This is a genomic window from Rhodococcus sp. JCM 9793 (genome assembly GCF_055380405.1).
This window is the reverse complement of record NZ_AP043721.1, coordinates 6,030,640-6,046,542: the sequence shown is the minus strand read 5'-3', so window position 1 is coordinate 6,046,542 and position 15,903 is coordinate 6,030,640. Positions and strand designations below refer to the sequence as shown.

The 15,903-nt window shown below is 66.9% G+C and carries 19 protein-coding genes; 11 read left to right on the top strand and 8 right to left on the bottom strand.

Annotated features, from left to right (window positions below):
* Positions 1-70: 70 nt before the first annotated feature.
* Positions 71-595: a DUF1990 family protein gene (locus tag ACZ46K_RS30175; RefSeq protein WP_054805992.1), complete on the bottom strand. Its 525-nt coding sequence runs from the start codon at positions 593-595 to the stop codon at positions 71-73.
* On the bottom strand, positions 595-900 hold the full coding sequence (locus ACZ46K_RS30170) for an antibiotic biosynthesis monooxygenase family protein (protein ID WP_054713867.1): 306 nt from the start codon (positions 898-900) through the stop codon (positions 595-597). Before ACZ46K_RS30170 ends, ACZ46K_RS30175 begins: the two co-directional genes overlap by 1 nt.
* Before the next feature lie 33 nt (positions 901-933).
* Between ACZ46K_RS30170 and ACZ46K_RS30165 the strand changes: the two genes are divergently transcribed.
* Positions 934-1,692 carry an alpha/beta fold hydrolase gene (locus tag ACZ46K_RS30165; RefSeq protein ID WP_464746349.1) on the top strand — a complete coding sequence of 253 codons (759 nt, stop codon included), beginning with the start codon at positions 934-936 and terminating at the stop codon, positions 1,690-1,692.
* Here the strand turns inward: ACZ46K_RS30165 and ACZ46K_RS30160 are convergent.
* Positions 1,689-2,570, bottom strand: coding sequence for an HhH-GPD family protein (locus tag ACZ46K_RS30160; RefSeq protein WP_464746347.1), 882 nt, complete (start codon positions 2,568-2,570; stop codon positions 1,689-1,691). The two genes, ACZ46K_RS30165 and ACZ46K_RS30160, sit on opposite strands and share 4 nt — an antisense overlap.
* A 93-nt stretch (positions 2,571-2,663) precedes the next feature.
* Here ACZ46K_RS30160 and ACZ46K_RS30155 point away from each other — a divergent pair, with 93 nt between their 5' ends.
* Entirely contained in the window at positions 2,664-3,290 is a 627-nt protein-coding gene (locus ACZ46K_RS30155; RefSeq protein WP_054805994.1) for a carbonic anhydrase, read from the top strand.
* A gap of 57 nt (positions 3,291-3,347) precedes the next feature.
* Positions 3,348-4,124, top strand: a complete 777-nt coding sequence (locus ACZ46K_RS30150) for a hypothetical protein (RefSeq protein WP_464746344.1) — start codon at positions 3,348-3,350, stop codon at positions 4,122-4,124.
* 28 nt (positions 4,125-4,152) lie between these two features.
* Here the strand turns inward: ACZ46K_RS30150 and disA are convergent, their stop codons facing one another.
* On the bottom strand, positions 4,153-5,235 hold the full coding sequence (gene disA / locus ACZ46K_RS30145) for a DNA integrity scanning diadenylate cyclase DisA (protein ID WP_054805995.1): 1,083 nt from the start codon (positions 5,233-5,235) through the stop codon (positions 4,153-4,155).
* Between the two features lie 94 nt (positions 5,236-5,329).
* Between disA and ACZ46K_RS30140 the strand changes: the two genes are divergently transcribed.
* Positions 5,330-5,890, top strand: a complete 561-nt coding sequence (locus tag ACZ46K_RS30140) for a PaaI family thioesterase (protein WP_464746342.1) — start codon at positions 5,330-5,332, stop codon at positions 5,888-5,890.
* Between the two features lie 27 nt (positions 5,891-5,917).
* Here the strand turns inward: ACZ46K_RS30140 and dinB are convergent, their stop codons facing one another.
* Entirely contained in the window at positions 5,918-7,165 is a 1,248-nt protein-coding gene (dinB, locus tag ACZ46K_RS30135; protein WP_464746340.1) for a DNA polymerase IV, read from the bottom strand.
* A gap of 72 nt (positions 7,166-7,237) precedes the next feature.
* Here dinB and ACZ46K_RS30130 point away from each other — a divergent pair, with 72 nt between their 5' ends.
* Positions 7,238-8,017 (top strand): crotonase/enoyl-CoA hydratase family protein, encoded by a 780-nt coding sequence (locus tag ACZ46K_RS30130; RefSeq protein ID WP_054805996.1) that lies wholly within the window; start codon positions 7,238-7,240, stop codon positions 8,015-8,017.
* A gap of 12 nt (positions 8,018-8,029) precedes the next feature.
* Here ACZ46K_RS30130 and radA read toward each other — a convergent pair whose 3' ends face one another.
* Together radA and ACZ46K_RS30120 are read right to left on the bottom strand one after the other, a co-directional pair.
* Positions 8,030-9,418 (bottom strand): DNA repair protein RadA, encoded by a 1,389-nt coding sequence (gene radA / locus ACZ46K_RS30125; RefSeq protein WP_464746338.1) that lies wholly within the window; start codon positions 9,416-9,418, stop codon positions 8,030-8,032.
* A gap of 99 nt (positions 9,419-9,517) precedes the next feature.
* Entirely contained in the window at positions 9,518-10,147 is a 630-nt protein-coding gene (locus ACZ46K_RS30120) for a copper chaperone PCu(A)C domain-containing protein (RefSeq protein WP_054807965.1), read from the bottom strand.
* Positions 10,148-10,421: 274 nt separating this feature from the next.
* On the opposite strand from ACZ46K_RS30120, the gene ACZ46K_RS30115 reads away from it, so the two are divergent.
* The 6 genes from ACZ46K_RS30115 to ACZ46K_RS30090 all read left to right on the top strand — a co-directional run bounded on the left by ACZ46K_RS30115 (position 10,422) and on the right by ACZ46K_RS30090 (position 15,061).
* Positions 10,422-10,910, top strand: a complete 489-nt coding sequence (locus tag ACZ46K_RS30115) for a CarD family transcriptional regulator (protein ID WP_464746336.1) — start codon at positions 10,422-10,424, stop codon at positions 10,908-10,910.
* A gap of 39 nt (positions 10,911-10,949) precedes the next feature.
* Positions 10,950-11,660: a 2-C-methyl-D-erythritol 4-phosphate cytidylyltransferase gene (gene ispD, locus ACZ46K_RS30110; protein ID WP_464749509.1), complete on the top strand. Its 711-nt coding sequence runs from the start codon at positions 10,950-10,952 to the stop codon at positions 11,658-11,660.
* Between the two features lie 6 nt (positions 11,661-11,666).
* On the top strand, positions 11,667-12,143 hold the full coding sequence (ispF, locus tag ACZ46K_RS30105) for a 2-C-methyl-D-erythritol 2,4-cyclodiphosphate synthase (protein ID WP_054806245.1): 477 nt from the start codon (positions 11,667-11,669) through the stop codon (positions 12,141-12,143).
* A gap of 11 nt (positions 12,144-12,154) precedes the next feature.
* Positions 12,155-13,549 carry a cysteine--tRNA ligase gene (cysS, locus tag ACZ46K_RS30100; protein WP_464746334.1) on the top strand — a complete coding sequence of 465 codons (1,395 nt, stop codon included), beginning with the start codon at positions 12,155-12,157 and terminating at the stop codon, positions 13,547-13,549.
* Complete coding sequence (gene rlmB / locus ACZ46K_RS30095) at positions 13,549-14,508, top strand: 23S rRNA (guanosine(2251)-2'-O)-methyltransferase RlmB (RefSeq protein WP_464746332.1); 960 nt, start codon at positions 13,549-13,551, stop codon at positions 14,506-14,508. The genes cysS and rlmB overlap by 1 nt, the downstream gene beginning before the upstream one ends.
* An 85-nt stretch (positions 14,509-14,593) precedes the next feature.
* A complete protein-coding gene (locus ACZ46K_RS30090) occupies positions 14,594-15,061 on the top strand; it encodes a hypothetical protein (RefSeq protein ID WP_054806246.1) in 468 nt (155 codons plus the stop codon).
* On the opposite strand, the gene ACZ46K_RS30085 is transcribed toward ACZ46K_RS30090, so the two are convergent.
* Positions 14,950-15,813: a 5-oxoprolinase subunit C family protein gene (locus tag ACZ46K_RS30085; RefSeq protein WP_464746330.1), complete on the bottom strand. Its 864-nt coding sequence runs from the start codon at positions 15,811-15,813 to the stop codon at positions 14,950-14,952. The two genes, ACZ46K_RS30090 and ACZ46K_RS30085, sit on opposite strands and share 112 nt — an antisense overlap.
* Between the last annotated feature and the right edge of the window lie 90 nt (positions 15,814-15,903).

Genomic DNA, 15,903 nt, shown 5'->3' with positions numbered 1-15,903 from the left:
TCACATCGTAGACGCTACGCGGCGTGACGATATTTCCGGACCGTGCTCCGGAAGGTGTAGATCCGCACGCTCATCGCCGGCCGTCAGCGATTCCGTCGAGGTAGCGCTGCGTGATCCGGCGTTGCATCAGGCGACCGAGCGGCCCCGCGATCCGGGTGTACCAGCGTGCCGGGCGGGAGAAGGCAGTGATTCGAGCGGTGGTGCGTCCGTCGCCGTCGCGCTCGACGACGAAGGTCTCCTCGCCGCTCTCGGGATGCCCGGTCAGTGTGCCGTACGAGAAACCTCGACGGTCGGGTTCGTCGATGACGTCGACGACCCGGCACCAGGCTGCCGAGCGGATCGGCCCGATGCCCCATTCGAGACACACGTCGAGTCCGGGAGCAGGCGCGGGGGTTCCGGGCGCTACTCGGATACCGGCGGCCCGATGCATATGCCAGCCGAACAATCGGGCGGTCGCGGTGTCGAAGACCTCGTCGTCGGTACCGAGCTCACGCAGCATCTCCAACGACCGGTAGCCGGCCGGGGACACATCTCCCCGGCCGGCGCCCACATGGGGATAGGTGAACTCGCGCCCGGATCCACCGGGCACGGGCATCAGGACTTCTTGACGTCGAGAACGACCTCGAACTCGAGCAGCGATGCGCCCGACGCAACAGGCTTCTTGGCTTCGCCCGCGTGGGCGGCACGGGCGTCGCCGTCTCGCCATGCAGCGAAGTCTTCTTCGGTCTCCCACTGGGTGACGACGAAGTATCGGGTCTCGCCCGCCGTGGGGCGGAGGAGCTGGAATCCGAGGAAGCCCTTGGAATTGTCGACGGTGTGCGCGCGATTGGCGAACCGCTTCTCCAGTTCGGGGCCTGCACCCTCGGGGATTTCGATTGCGTTGATCTTCACGACTGCCATGCGCGCGAGCGTACTCCGCTACCTTGGGCGACTGTGTTGCACGACGAGGGTGGTACCGGACGGCCGATCCTGCTGTTGCACGGATTGATGGGAAGCGCGCGCACATGGGGTGGCCACGTGCCGTGGCTACGCGAGCACGGCCACGTCCACACGTTCGATGCGGCGGGGCACGGACGACCCGCGCCCCCGGAGTTGACCACCGACGCGTTCGTGGCGGATCTGGTGGCCCATCTCGACGGGTTCGACGAGCCGCTCGTGGTCATCGGACATTCGATGGGCGCACTGCACGCGTGGTGCCTCGCCTCCGCGCATCCCGACCGTGTGGCGGCGCTGGTGCTCGAGGACATGGCCCCGGACTTCCGGGGCCGTACGGCAGCGAACTGGGCCGCGATGATCGAGCAGTGGCCGCAGCCGTTCCCCACCGAGCAGGCGATGATCGACTTCTTCGGTCCGGTGGCCGGGCAATATTTCCTCGACTCGTTCGAACGCCGCGCAGACGGCTGGCACCTGCACGGCGAGGTCTCGACCTTCCGCGACATCTCGGAGGAATGGGGCACCCGCGACTTCTGGAACGAGTGGCGTTCGATCCGGGTGCCGGTGCTGCTCGTCGAGGGCGAGTACACCATCACCCCGGAAGGGCAGATGCGTCGGATGAGCGACCGGCCCGATACCGAATACGTGCGTATCGCAGGCGCCGGACATCTTGTTCACGACGACAAGCCCGACGAGTACCGCGTGGAAGTGGAGCGGTTCCTGAAATCTCTCGACCGACCGGAGTCGAAGAACAGCTAGCGCGTGCCCTCCCCAGCGAGGGCGAAGCGCCCGTCGTCGGTCTGTTCGACCAGGCCGTCGACGAGCAACGAATGCAGTGCCCGGTCGCGCTGCCCCGGGTCCGTGAGCCACACCTGATCGAGTGTCGGACGCTCGACGGGTGTGTCGCTCTCGCGGAGGACGGCCATCAGTTTTCCGCGCACCTGACGGTCGGTTCCGGCGAACTTCTGCACCCGCCGGGCAGGGCCGTCGTGGGCCGGACGACCGGCCTGCACCCAGGCGCATTCGGGGAGCGGACACCGATCGCACTCCGGGTTGCGTGCGGTGCACACCGTCGCGCCGAGTTCCATCAGCGCGGCCGAGAACGTCGCGGCTCGCGAGCGGGTACGAGGCAGCAGAACCTCGACGTCCGCGAGGTCCCTTCGGGTGGAAGGGTTCCCGGGTTCGGCCTTACCGTGGACAGCGCGCGCGACGACGCGCCGCACATTGGTGTCGACCACGGGAACACGCTGACCATACGCAAAACATGCGACTGCTCGGGCCGTGTACGCCCCGATCCCCGGCAGCGACAGCAGGACGTCGACGTCGTCGGGGACCCGGTCGTCGTGCTCGGCGGCGAGGACCCCCGCGCACTCGTGCAAGCGCAGTGCCCGACGCGGATACCCGAGCTTGCCCCACGCCCGCAGCACCTCGGCCTGACTCGACGCGGCCATCGCCGACGGGACCGGCCACCGCCGGACCCACTCTTCCCAGATGGGCGCGACCCGCACGACAGGAGTCTGCTGCAACATGACCTCCGACATCAGGATCTGCCAGCCCGTCACACCTTCGTGGCGCCACGGAAGATCCCGTGCTTCGGCGGCGTACCAACGCAGCATCACGGCCGAATCGACCGGCATCTCATCTCCTTCTGTAGCAATACGCGGTGTTGTTCACCGGGTCGGAACATATCCGCGTGAGTCCGTTCACAAGCGCGGGTGAATAATGTGCGTATGCCGAACTCGAACCCCATCTCAGCGTGGAAGGCCCTGACCGAGGGTAATCAGCGATTCGTCAGCGACACCCCGCTGCATCCCAGTCAGGGCATCGACCGCCGCGCGGAACTCGTCAACGGCCAGCATCCCACCGCCGTGCTCTTCGGATGCGGCGACTCCCGCGTCGCCGCCGAGATCATCTTCGACCAGGGCCTGGGCGACATGTTCGTCGTCCGAACCGCAGGTCATGTCATCGACAGCTCCGTGTTGGGCTCGATCGAGTACGCGGTCGAGATCCTCAACGTGCCCCTCATCGTCGTGCTGGGACACGACAGCTGCGGTGCTGTCGGCGCGACGCTCTCCGCGCTCGACGGCGGCGAGGTTCCGTCGGGCTTCATCCGCAGCATCATCGAGCGGGTCGCTCCGTCGATCCTCCTCGGACGTCGGGAAGGGCTCAGCACCGTCGACGAACTCGAGGCACGACACGTGGTGGAAACGGGCAAGGTGCTCACCGAACGATCGCAGATCATCGCGGAGCGCATCGCCGACGGCCGGTGCGCTGTTGCGGGTGTGACATACAAGCTCGACGACGGTCACGTACAGCTGCAGGGCCACATCGGCGACATCGGTGTGACCTCGGACTGACGCGACACGCCGCCGATCATGTGGCTATCGCCCGAGCTGACACATACCGTGTGAAGCGTGCTTGAACCCAACGGCCCACTTCCCCCCGAGATCTACTGGCGTCGCCGCGTCCTCGCGATCGTCGTCGCGGTGGTCGTGCTGGCGTTGGTGATCTGGGCAGTCCTGGCCTTCACCAGCGGCGATGACCCGGAAACGGAACCTGCGGCCTCCGAGACCACGATGTCCGAGACCACTCCGACAACACCGGACGGCTCCGGCGTAGAAGCCGGTGCCGAGACCGGTTCGAGTGGTGGTGGCTCGGGCACCGGTGGCTCCGGCGGCACAGATTCCTCGAACACTTCCTCCGGTTCGGAGTCCTCCGCGTCGTCCACCTCGGCGGATGCTGCCGAGTCGGGTTCGGAGGCGGGCACCACGCCGGCGTCGGCGTCGACTGCGCCCGGGCAGTGTTCCGATCAATCGCTCGCAGTGCGTGTGACGGCCGGTGAGCCGAACTATCAGGTCGGAACCGAACCGGAGTTCACGATCGTCATCACCAACATCGGAACGTCGTCGTGCGAGCGCGATCTCGGTGCGGGACTCCAGCAGGTCCTCGTGTACACCCTCGACGGTAACCAGCGCGTGTGGGCGAACACCGACTGTTTCCCCGACTCGACCGCCGACGTGCGTTCACTCGCACCCGGCGATCAGGCGGCATTCTCGGTGCAGTGGTCGGGTACGACCTCCGAGCCCGGATGTGCAACGCCTCGGGAACCGGTCCAGCCGGGTGCATACACGGTCATCGGGCAACTCGGTGGCCTGCGCAGCACGCCGGAGCCGTTCAACGTGACCGCCTGAGCCGAATCGCGCCCTGAGCAGACAAATGCTAGTCGTAGTGGTTGATCGACGCCTCGGCCAGGCGTGAGAGGCCCTCGCGGATGTACCGCGCCCACAGAGCGCCGATCCCTTCGACTGCCTGGAGATCCGCGGCCGTCGCGGCGAGCAGACCCTGCAATGTTCCGAAAGCGCTCACCAGCCGGTCGATCTGACGTGCCCGAAGCCGCGGAACACGATTGAGGACGCGGTATCCGCGCGGGCTCATCGCGGTGTCGAGCGCTTCGATGGTGTTCGGATATCCGAAGGCCCGCGCGAGTGTCGTCAGGTCGAGCAGATCGACGTCGGTCAGGCCCCCCAGCGCATCGAGCGCCTGCTCCACGTCGAGGACCGACGGTGAATCGGTACCGGCCAGGTAGTCCAGCACAAGCAGCTGCCGGGCGAGCTGATTGTCGCCGACGAGCTCCTCGAGCTGCAGTGCGAGCTGACGCCCGTCGGTTCCTAGCTCGAGCACATCCTGCTCGATCTCCACCGACAGGCGGTGCATCATCTCGAGTCGCTGTGCGACCGTGAGCGCATCGCGCAACGTCACGATGTCTTCGATCTCCACTATCGAGAGCTGGCGGGTGACCTCGTCGAGCCGGGCCTTGTAGCGCTCGAGTGTCGCGACGGCCTGGTTGGCCCTGGAGAGAATCATCGCCGAATCGTCGATGACGTGCCGACGCCCTTCGACATACACACTGACGATGCTCATCGACTGGCTCACCGAGACCACGGGATACCCGGTCTCGATGGCGGTGCGTTCGGCCGCGCGATGCCGCGTGCCGGATTCGACGGTGGGAATGCGGTGATCGGGTACGAGTTGCACGTTCGCGCGCACGATCCGGGTGCCGTCGGAGGACACCACCACCGCGCCGTCCATCTTCGACAGCTCGCGCAACCGGGTCGGGGCGAACTCGACATCGAGTTCGAAGCCACCGTCGCAGATCGAGGCGACGTGCTCGTCGAAGCCGAGCACGATCAGACCCCCTGTGCGGCCTCTCAGGATGCGTTCGAGGCCGTCGCGCAAAGCTGTGCCGGGTGCCAGACGCGCGATCGTCTCGTTCAACGTCGCAGCGTCGGCCGACTCGGTCATGTGCGAAGTCCTCCTGGCGGCGCGTGCGTTTCTCGTCACATTCGCGCAGGCCACGGAAAAGTCGCAAGCGAGCGCGCAACTACATTACTTGCTCATGAGTAGTCTCTGGACCTTGCCCGACGACCTCGTCGTTCCTGATCTTCGCGAGGATCATCCCGGTCCGGGTGCGCCGATACCCCAGCACTGGTCCAAGTGTCTCGGTTGCGGCGACGATCAGCCGACAGGCCTCGCGATGCAGTGCACGGTCGGAGAGGGACTCTCCGTCAAGGGCCGTTTCGAGGTCGCCACGCGCTTCCAGGGCGGGCCGGGGTTCATCCACGGCGGCATTCTCATGACGGCGTTCGACGAGATCCAGGGTTTCGCCTGTAACGCAGTGTTCCGTAAGCCCGTGGTCACCGGGCACATGGGCACCGATTTCAAGCGACCCATCCCGCTGGGTGCGGTCCTCGAATTCACTGCTCGGGTCGACGGGACGGTGCGCCGCAAGGTGTACACGAGCGCCGATGTGCGCATCGTCGACGGACCGTTCGCCGACCCCGACGTGATCGTGGGGAGCTCGCACGGATTGTTCGTGCTTGTCGGCCACGAGCATTTCGAGAAGGGGAAGGATTTCGTCGACGGACTGCCCGGATCCGAAGACATTTCATCGATCTGAGGGTGCTTCCAGGCTGTGGAGTACTGCTCAATCGGGGAGCATCGGAACGCCCTGCCTGTGGTCGCGGCCCAGCAGCGTCGCGGAGGTGAGTGCCCCGGCTCCGAACCGGTTGTGGACGTCGTCGAGGACCGTGTCGAGAGCGTGCCGGTCGATCGGGCGATGGGTCGTGGGGATTTCGCTTGATGCCGGATCGGGTGACGATACCGGTTCGTCGAAGGGAAGCTCGAGTTGCTCGATGCCCTCGCCGTTCAGGTTCGTCACCGCGACACCGATCAGGGTGAGCCCGCGGTCGGCGACCAGCGGCCCCGCTGATTCGAGCAGGGCGCGCGCGGTGTCGCTGAGAATGTCGGTGCGTGCGGTAGGGACGCCGAGTGTGTGCGACCGCGTGACACGCGTGTAGTCGGCGAAACGAAGCCTCAGCACCACCGTGCGGCCGATCCGGTGGGCGCGGCGCATCCGGCCTGCGACCTTGTCGGCAAGCAGTTGCAGCGTCGCGTCGACAGACTCGATGCTGTGGGCTCCCCGGCCGAGTGCGTGCTGGGCACCCATCGAACGTCGGCGTTGCCGGTGAACCGGCCGGGGGTCGTGTCCGGTCGCGAGTGCGTGCAGGTGTCGGCCTGTTGCCCGGCCGAGCAGCGCGACGAGGTCGGATTCGGATTCGTTCGCGATATCGGAGACCGCCCGCAGGCCATGCGCGTGCAGGGTCGCGGCGGTGACCTTGCCGACGCCCCATAGGCGTTCGACGGGCAACGGGTGGAGGAACTCGAGTTCCCGGTCGGGTGGGACGACGAGCAGCCCGTCCGGTTTCGCGACGCCGCTCGCGACCTTTGCGATGAATTTCGTTCGGGCCACACTGACGGTGATCGGCAGGCCGACCTCGGCCATGACCGTGGCGCGCAGACGCGCCGCGATGTCGGCCGGCTCGCCCGAGATGCGACGCAGCCCCGACACGTCCAGGAATGCCTCGTCGATGGAGACACCTTCGACGACGGGCGAGACCCGATCGAAAATCGCGAACACCTCTTTCGAGGCCCGCGAATAGGCGTCCATCCGGGGCGGCATCGAGATCACGTGCGGACACAGAGCACGTGCAGCACGGCCGGGCATGGGTGTCTTGATTCCGTAGGCCTTCGCCTCGTAGCTTGCGGCCAGGACGACCGCACCGCCGACCACCACAGGCTTGCCTCGAAGCCACGGATCGTCGCGTTGCTCGACCGACGCGTAGAACGCGTCGAGGTCGGCGTGGAGGATCGCTGCGCGGGCGGACACGAACATATGTTCGCATGCGGGCCCGACAGAAAGCCCGATACGGCAGAACCACAGCCTCGGCGGTGTTAGAAACGATCCATGTCTGTCCCCGACGTCGTGGTCGAACGCGACGGTGCCGTCACCACCATCGTGCTCAACCGTCCCGATCGCAGAAATGCGGTGGACGGACCGATGGCCGCGCAGCTCCGCGAGGCCTTCGAACAGTTCGACGCCGACGACGAGCAACGTGTCGCGGTGCTCTGGGGTGCCGGTGGTCATTTCTGCGCCGGTGCCGACCTCACAGCTGTGGATGATCCGCAGCGGCGGCACGAACTCGACCCGCAGGGCGGCGGAACGGGTCCGATGGGACCGTCCCGGTTGGCACTGACCAAACCGCTCGTTGCGGCAGTGAGCGGCTACGCGGTCGCCGGTGGGCTCGAACTCGCACTCCTCGCAGACCTGCGGGTGTGCGAAGCCGACGCGGTCTTCGGGGTGTTCTGCCGCCGCTGGGGTGTACCGCTCATCGACGGCGGTACGGTGCGACTGCCGCGGATCATCGGGCAGGGCAGAGCGCTCGACATGATCCTCACGGGCCGTGCGGTGGAGGCAGACGAAGCTCTGTCGTTCGGTCTGGTCAACCGAGTCGTCGACGTGGGAACGTCACTGACTACGGCACGAGAGATCGCGCAGCAACTGGCGGGGTTTCCACAGGGATGCATGGCCGTGGACCGGGCGTCGGCGTACCGGTCGTTCGACCTGCCGCTCGACGAGGCCTTGCGCGCCGAGGGCGCCCACGGTGTGCCGATCGTCGAACGGGAAGGCATCGCCGGTGCCGCGCGGTTCGCGTCCGGGGAAGGCAGGCACGGCACCTTCGATTAGCTGATGATCAGGTCAGCCGATGGTCATGAGAGCCTGTCCGAGGTTCGTCACCTCGTGGACCTTCATGTCGGTGGGGGCGCCGTCGGTGTTGCGAGGGACCACACCGCGGGTGAACCCAAGACGGTGTGCTTCTGTGAGGCGTCGACCGGCCCCGGCCACGCGCCGGACCTCGCCTGCCAACCCCACCTCGCCGAGCAGGACGGTACCGGGCGGGACCGGCTGATCTCGCACCGCAGACACGATTGCCAGCGCCAACGCGAGGTCGGCGGACGGATCGGTGATCCGCATTCCTCCGACCGTCGACGCGTACACGTCGCATTTCCCGAGATCGCGGATGTTGCAGCGCCGTTCGAGCACGGCGAGAACCATCGCGACGCGCGCCGAATCCAGGCCGCTCACCGCCCGCCGCGGCGACGGATTCTGGGTGTGGACGACGAGTGCCTGCACTTCGCCGAGCAGTGGGCGTTTGCCGTCCATGGTGACGGTCACCGCAGTTCCCGAGACCTCCTCGTTCCGGTGCTGGAGGAACAATCCAGACGGGTCGGACACCTCGACGATGCCACCCTCGGTGAGTTCGAAGCAGCCCACCTCCTCGGCCGCGCCGAACCGGTTCTTGACCCCGCGCACCATGCGTAGCGTCGAATGCTTGTCGCCTTCGAAGTGCAACACGACATCGACGAGATGTTCGAGCGAGCGCGGACCCGCGACTGCGCCGTCCTTGGTGACGTGACCGATCAGCAACACCGGGATCCCGCTCGCCTTCGCGAGCGAAGTCAGAGCGCTCGTGACGGCCTTGACCTGGGTCACGCCGCCGGACACGCCATCGACATCGGCGGCGAGCATCGTCTGCACCGAGTCGACGACGAGCAGCGTCGGCTTGACCTGCTCGACGTGGCCGAAGATCGTTGCCAGATCGGATTCGGCCGCCAGATAGACCCGCTCGTGGACGGATCCGGTGCGGTCGGCGCGGAGCCGGACCTGACCGGCGGATTCCTCACCTGTCACGTACAGAGATCGGTCGTCGGCGCCGCGCTGAGCCCAGCGGTGCACGACCTCGAGGAGCAGCGTCGACTTGCCGACGCCCGGCTCACCCGCGAGCAGGACGACGGACCCGGGCACGATGCCGCCGCCGAGGACCCGGTCGAGTTCGGAGATGCCGGTGGACTTGGCCGCGGTTTCCTTCCCGTCGATCCGGGTCAGGGGAGTGGCAGGGGTGGTCGGGAGTACGGCTGCGGCGCCCACACGCGCGAGCGAGGTGCCCGGCCGCGCTGCGACGGCTGCGGGCTGCACCGGCGCCTCGTCCAGCGACCCCCACGTTCCGCATTCCGGGCAGCGCCCGACCCACTTGGCGACGGTGTGCGAGCAGTCGGAGCAGCGATAGATCGATCTGGTTCTGGCCACGGCCGGAGGATATGCGAACGCGGTGACAGAACGCCGGAAGGCTCGGACGAGAATGTTCTCGTCCGAGCCTTCCGGAAGTGTTCTGCGTGGTCGTGCGGGTCAGTGCGATTCGCCGATGATCGGCGACATCTCCGACTCGTGACGTTCGAGCACGGGCCCTGCGTCGACGGGGACGGACAATGTCACGTCGCCGGCTTCCTTGAAGGAGAAGGTGAAGGGGATGGTCAGGCCGGGCCGGACCCCTTCCTTCAGGTCGATGAGTTCGACGGTCTCGACCGCCGCGGGCACGATCGGGGTGTCCTCCGGCGAGGTGGGCTGCGGAGATTCGTCGACGGTCTCGAGGAGGTCCGTCGTCTCCGGGGAGACGCCCGCGACGACCGAACCCAGAGCCGGGATCGCGATGTCGTCCGCGCCGGTCACCGAACCGGCGAATTCGGTCTCGATGCCGGTGAGGACATCGTCCCGGTAGCCGTCGAGATTCGCGATGGTGAAGCCCAGCAGGGCGGTGCCGCCCGGCTCGATGCTGTACTCCTCGGAATCCGGGTAGATGATGTGCACATTGCGCAGCGCAATGGTACCGGCGTCGGTGCTGGTGCCGTTGATCGCAGCCACCTGGTCGGAGGTCTGGGTGATCTGACCGGCGCCGCACGCGGACAGCGCCAGCGTCGCACCCGCGGCCAGGGCGACAGCGGTCGCGACTCGACGAGTCGACGTGTTGAGAGCAGTCACTTTTCCTCCACTCGGGGTAAGGCTCGCAATCCACTAGGCAGAGTAGTAGTTGCCCGACGGGGAGTACGCGTCGGGTCATCGATATTGCCATTCTGTGCACCACGACGAGGCAAAACGCCTCGACAGGACGAGTGTGTCGCATATCACTTGATGCACGTAACCGGTTGCCTGTCAAGTCCTACGCTCACGTGTCGATGCCCCTGACCTGCGCTGTTGATGAGAGGGCGATGTGGTCACGTGTTAAACTCGAAGAATCGAAAGGGGCACGGGACACATGATTTTCAAGGTCGGAGACACCGTCGTATACTCCCATCACGGTGCGGCGCTGATCGAAGCAATCGAAACACGCACCATCAAGGGGGAGCAGAAGGAATATCTGGTTCTGAAAGTCGCGCAGGGCGACCTTACGGTGCGGGTACCTGCTGAGAATGCCGAATACGTCGGAGTTCGCGACGTCGTGGGGCAAGAAGGACTCGACAAGGTTTTCCAGGTGCTGCGCGCACCGCATACAGAAGAACCGACCAACTGGTCACGGCGGTACAAGGCCAACATCGAGAAGTTGGCCTCCGGTGATGTCAACAAGGTCGCAGAGGTAGTGCGCGACCTGTGGCGCCGGGAACAGGACCGCGGCCTTTCTGCAGGTGAGAAGCGAATGCTGGCGAAGGCTCGGCAGATTCTCGTGGGTGAGCTCGCGCTCGCCGAGGGAACCGACCAGGTCAAGGCAGACAGCATGCTCGACGAGGTTCTCGCCGCCGCATCCTGATAGGCGACGCGACACTCGAATCAACATCAAGTGAATCGAATACAGCAAGTACACGATCGCAGCGGGCCGGTCGTCGGAATCATTCCGGCGGCCGGCCGCGGCGTCCGTCTGGGGGAATCACTCCCCAAGGCGTTCGTCGAATTGGGCGGGCGCACCATGCTCGACCGGGCTGTCGAGTCGATGCTCGGCTCCGGCGCGGTCGACCGCATAGTGGTGGTGGCGCCCCCCGAACTCGCCGCGACACCTCCGGCGGAGCTCGTACTCGAGGAGTACGCCGATCGGGTCGTGGTCACCGCGGGCGGCGCGGAGCGCGCCGACTCCGTGCGGGCCGGTCTGCGGGCGGCAGCGGGCGCGCAGTTCGTCCTCGTGCACGACGCGGCGAGGGCGCTGACTCCGTCGGAGCTGTTCACCCGGGTGGTCCGCGAACTGCGGGCCGGACGACGCGCGGTGATTCCGGTCCTGCCGGTCACCGACACCATCAAGAGCGTCGGCTCCGGCGGTGTCGTCACCGGGACCCCGGACCGCGCGGCCCTGCGCGCGGTGCAGACGCCGCAGGGGTTCGACGCAGACCTGCTCGACCGGGCCAATCGTGATGCGGGCGACGCGACCGACGATGCCGGGCTGGTCGAACGGCTCGGCGAGTCCGTGCAGACTGTGGCGGGCGACCCGCTCGCCTTCAAGATCACCACACCGTTGGATCTGGTGCTGGCCCGAGCTCTGCTCGCCGACCGGACCGAAGAGGGGAACTGAACACACGTGCGTGTCGGAATAGGAACGGACGTGCACCCGGTGGAGCCGGGGCGCCCGTGCTGGATGGCCGGTCTGCTGTTCGACGATGCGGACGGTTGCTCGGGGCACTCCGACGGCGACGTCGCCGCGCATGCATTGTGTGACGCGCTCCTGTCGGCGTCCGGCCTCGGCGACCTGGGCTCGGTGTTCGGGACCGATCGGCCCGAGATGGTGGGAGCGTCGGGAGCCTCGATGCTCACCGAGGTGCGGCGACTGCTGGCCGAGGAGGGCTGGACCATCGGCAACGCTGCGGTGCAGGTGATCGGGAACCGTCCGAAGATCGGCCCGCGCCGCGACGAGGCGGTGCGCGTGCTGTCCGATCTGCTCGGCGCGCCCGTGTCGGTGTCTGCAACAACCACCGACGGCCTCGGACTGACCGGCCGTGGGGAAGGTGTGGCGGCGATCGCTACCGCACTCGTACTACCCGACGTCGATCAACGGTAGGATGGTCTGTCGTGACTTTGCGCCTTTTCGACACCGAAACACGAGCCGTGCGGGATTTCGAACCGCTGGTGCCCGGACACGCCTCGGTGTATCTGTGTGGCGCCACTGTTCAGGGTGAGCCGCACATCGGCCACGTGCGCAGCGGCGTCGCATTCGACGTGCTGCGTCGGTGGCTCGAAGCGAAAGCGTTCGATGTCGCATTTGTGAGAAACGTCACAGACATCGACGACAAGATCCTCCGGAAGGCCGGCGAAGCGGGTCGCCCCTGGTGGGAATGGAAGACGACGTACGAGCGCGCCTTCACTCGCGCCTACGACGCACTCGGTGTGCTGCCGCCCTCTGTGGAGCCGCGCGCGACCGGGCATATCACCCAGATGGTCGATCTCATGCAGCGCCTCATCGACGCGGGACATGCATACGCATCCGACGGCAACGTCTATTTCGACGTCATGAGCTTCCCCGAGTACGGCGCACTGTCGGGTCACAAACTCGACGACGTCCACCAGGGCGAGAGCGTCGGGCAGGGCAAGCGCGACCCCCGCGACTTCACGTTGTGGAAGGCAGAGAAGGCGGGCGAACCGTCGTGGCCGACCCCGTGGGGTCGTGGCCGCCCGGGCTGGCATCTCGAATGCTCCGCGATGGCCGAGTTCTACCTCGGTGGCACCTTCGACATCCATTGCGGCGGTATGGATCTGGTGTTCCCGCACCATGAGAACGAGATCGCGCAGGCCCGTGCCGCGGGCGACGGCTTCGCCCGCTACTGGCTGCACAACGGCTGGGTGACCATGGGCGGCGAGAAGATGTCCAAGTCGCTCGGCAATGTGCTGTCCATCCCCAACGTCCTCACCCGGGTGCGGGCCCAGGAATTGCGCTACTACCTCGGCAGCGCCCACTACCGGTCGATGCTCGAATACTCCGACACGGCGCTGGCCGAGGCGGCCGCAGCCTACCGGGGACTCGAGTCGTTCGTGCTCAAGACACGTGACCGGGCCGGCGACGTTCCCATCGGAACGTGGACCGACGCGTTCGCCGACGCACTCGACGACGATCTCGGGGTGCCCAAGGCGCTCGCCGAGATCCACGGCCGGCGCAGTGAGGGCAACAAAGCACTCGACAACGGAGACCTGACCGAAGCGGTACGCATCGCTTCTCAGGTCCGTGCGATGCTTTCCGTCCTCGGCGTCGACCCACTCGATGCACACTGGCAGGAGAGCTCCGGCGACGAGTCGGGTGCGCTCGCCGCCCTCGATGTGCTGGTGGGAGCAGAACTCGATCGTCGACAGAGCGCCCGCGCCGAGAAGAACTGGGCGGTCGCCGACGAAGTACGTGACCGGCTGACAGCGGCGGGGATCGAAGTAACGGATACGCCGAACGGACCCGAGTGGTCCCTGAAAGCAGGGCAGTGATGGCAGGCAATTCCCAGCGTCGCGGAGCAATCCGCAAGGGCGGAACGAAGAAAGGTCAGGTCGTCGGCTCTGGCGGTCAGCGTCGGCGCGGTCTCGAAGCCCGCGGTGCGACCCCGAAGGCGGAGGATCGTTCGTACCATCCCGCTGCACGGCGCGCCCGTGCAGCGGCGAAGGCTGCTGACACCCGAGGTCGCCGTCCAGGCGGACGCAAGCCGGAGGACGGGCCGGAAATGGTCCTCGGCCGCAACCCCGTCGTGGAATGCCTGCGCGCCGAGGTGCCCGCGACCGCGCTCTACGTCGCAGTCGGTGCGGAAGCCGACGATCGGCTCAAAGAGTCCGTGCAGCGGGCCGCGGACGCCGGTATCTCGATACTCGAGGTGCCGCGCTCCGAACTCGACCGGCTCACCGCGAACGGCATGCATCAGGGCATCGGCCTGCAGGTGCCGCCGTACCGCTACATGCATCCCGACGATCTGATCGTGCGCGCCAAAGAGAAGCACGAGCGGCCCATGCTGGTGGCGCTCGACAACATCTCCGACCCGCGCAACCTCGGTGCGATCATCCGTTCCGTGGCCGCGTTCGGTGGTCACGGCGTCGTGATTCCGCAGCGTCGCAGCGCGTCGGTCACCGCCGTTGCATGGCGTACCAGCGCGGGTGCCGCGGCGCGGCTTCCCGTCGCGCGGGCGACCAACCTGACCCGCACACTCAAGGACTGGCAGTCCCAGGGTATTCGTGTCGTCGGCCTCGATGCGGGCGGCGACACCGATCTCGATGATTTCGACGGTACCGATCCCGTCGTCGTGGTGGTGGGCTCCGAAGGCAAGGGACTCTCGCGGCTCGTTCGCGAGACCTGCGACTCGATCCTGTCCATCCCGATGGCAGGTGACGTGGAGTCGCTCAACGCATCCGTCGCGGCAGGCGTTGTGCTCGCAGATATCGCGCGTCGTCGTCGTTCCTGACGCTTCCGGCGCTCACACGGGAACCGATCGGGCCCCCGCTGCGTCTTATCCATCGGTAGGACCGGACGGGAGCGGGGGCAACGAGTTGGCGTACACGACGGTGTTCGACGGGCGATTCCAGATCACACCGCCGTTGAACCGGGACGAGATCGAGTTCCTCACCGGTTTCGCGGGGCCGGCGAGCGGTCCGCACAACGCGGGCCGCGACGGTCTGCCCACCGATGGGCGGCCGCTGTCATGGTGTCAGTGGGTCCCGAGCAGTGACGGCAGTGCCCTCGAGTGGGACGGCGACCCGGTCTTCTACCGCTACACCGAATGGCTGGAGTATCTGATCGCCGCGTTCCTGGAGCCCCGGGGTCACGTGGTGTCCGGAACGGTGGAGGTGCGCACGAGCGCCGGTGATCTCGGCCGGATCGCTGTGCGTGACAACGAAGCTGCGGCTCAGGTCAGTCGGACGAACCGCACGCGCCGACCGGGTCGCAGCTGCGCCGCAGCAGGAAGGTCCGCTGTCCTCACCACGGCGATCACCGGATATCCGCCGGTGACGGGATGATCCGCGAGGAACAACACAGGGTGTCCCTCCGGCGGCACCTGGATCGAACCCGCAACCATGCCCTCGCTGGGAAGTTCGTCGTGGCGTGAGCGGTGCAGTGGGCCGGGGCCCTGGAGCCGGATCCCCACCCGATCGAGTTGGGGCGTCACCGTCCACGTTTCGTGCAGGAATGCGCGGACCGAGGCGGGGGTGAACCAGTCGTCGCGGGGTCCGATCCGCACATGGAGTTCGACGGGATCACCGGTCGGGGCGGGCGGAGGGATCTGTTCCTCGCCGGGGAGTTCGTCGGCGAGCGCCCCCACCAGCAACCGATCGCCGGTGTGCACCGGTGCGGGGCCCGTACCCGACAGTGTGTCGGTCGAGCGGCTTCCCAGTACCTCCGGGACATCGATGCCGCCGCGGACCGCCAGATACGACCGCAATCCCTCGGACGGCGCTCCGACCGAGACGATGTCCTGGTCGTGGAGCAGCACTCTCGCGTAATCGCCCACCGGCCGGCCGTTGACCGTCACGTCGACACGGGCTCCGGTGATCGCGATGATCGTGTCGCCGATACTGCGGATGGAAAGTCCACCGCCCGTTGTCTCGAGCCCGGCGGCATCCGGGTGATTGCCGACGAGTCGGTTCGCGGTGTCGTGCGCCGTGCGGTCGGCAGCACCGGATACGGTCACGCCGTCGGCCCCGTGTCCGACCCGTCCGCGGTCCTGCACGGTCGTGAAGAGTCCACCGGTGACGACCTCGAGCCATGCCATGGCTCCATGGTCTCGCACTGCGGCGTCGGCCGTGAGAACAGTTCGGTGGGCGCACCCGGAGCACGTTAGGTTGGGGTGCCGCAGTTCGAG

What these genes read in the sequence shown, in the direction of transcription:
- ACZ46K_RS30175 (WP_054805992.1), bottom strand. Translation starts at nt 595, where the DNA reads ATGCCCGTGCCCGGTGGATCCGGGCGCGAGTTCACCTATCCCCATGTG.
- ACZ46K_RS30085 (WP_464746330.1), bottom strand. Translation starts at nt 15,813, where the DNA reads ATGGCATGGCTCGAGGTCGTCACCGGTGGACTCTTCACGACCGTGCAG.
- ACZ46K_RS30155 (WP_054805994.1), top strand. Translation starts at nt 2,664, where the DNA reads ATGCCGAACTCGAACCCCATCTCAGCGTGGAAGGCCCTGACCGAGGGT.
- ACZ46K_RS30160 (WP_464746347.1), bottom strand. Translation starts at nt 2,570, where the DNA reads ATGCCGGTCGATTCGGCCGTGATGCTGCGTTGGTACGCCGCCGAAGCA.
- rlmB (WP_464746332.1), top strand. Translation starts at nt 13,549, where the DNA reads ATGGCAGGCAATTCCCAGCGTCGCGGAGCAATCCGCAAGGGCGGAACG.
- disA (WP_054805995.1), bottom strand. Translation starts at nt 5,235, where the DNA reads ATGACCGAGTCGGCCGACGCTGCGACGTTGAACGAGACGATCGCGCGT.
- ACZ46K_RS30140 (WP_464746342.1), top strand. Translation starts at nt 5,330, where the DNA reads ATGAGTAGTCTCTGGACCTTGCCCGACGACCTCGTCGTTCCTGATCTT.
- dinB (WP_464746340.1), bottom strand. Translation starts at nt 7,165, where the DNA reads ATGTTCGTGTCCGCCCGCGCAGCGATCCTCCACGCCGACCTCGACGCG.
- ACZ46K_RS30170 (WP_054713867.1), bottom strand. Translation starts at nt 900, where the DNA reads ATGGCAGTCGTGAAGATCAACGCAATCGAAATCCCCGAGGGTGCAGGC.
- ACZ46K_RS30115 (WP_464746336.1), top strand. Translation starts at nt 10,422, where the DNA reads ATGATTTTCAAGGTCGGAGACACCGTCGTATACTCCCATCACGGTGCG.
- ACZ46K_RS30130 (WP_054805996.1), top strand. Translation starts at nt 7,238, where the DNA reads ATGTCTGTCCCCGACGTCGTGGTCGAACGCGACGGTGCCGTCACCACC.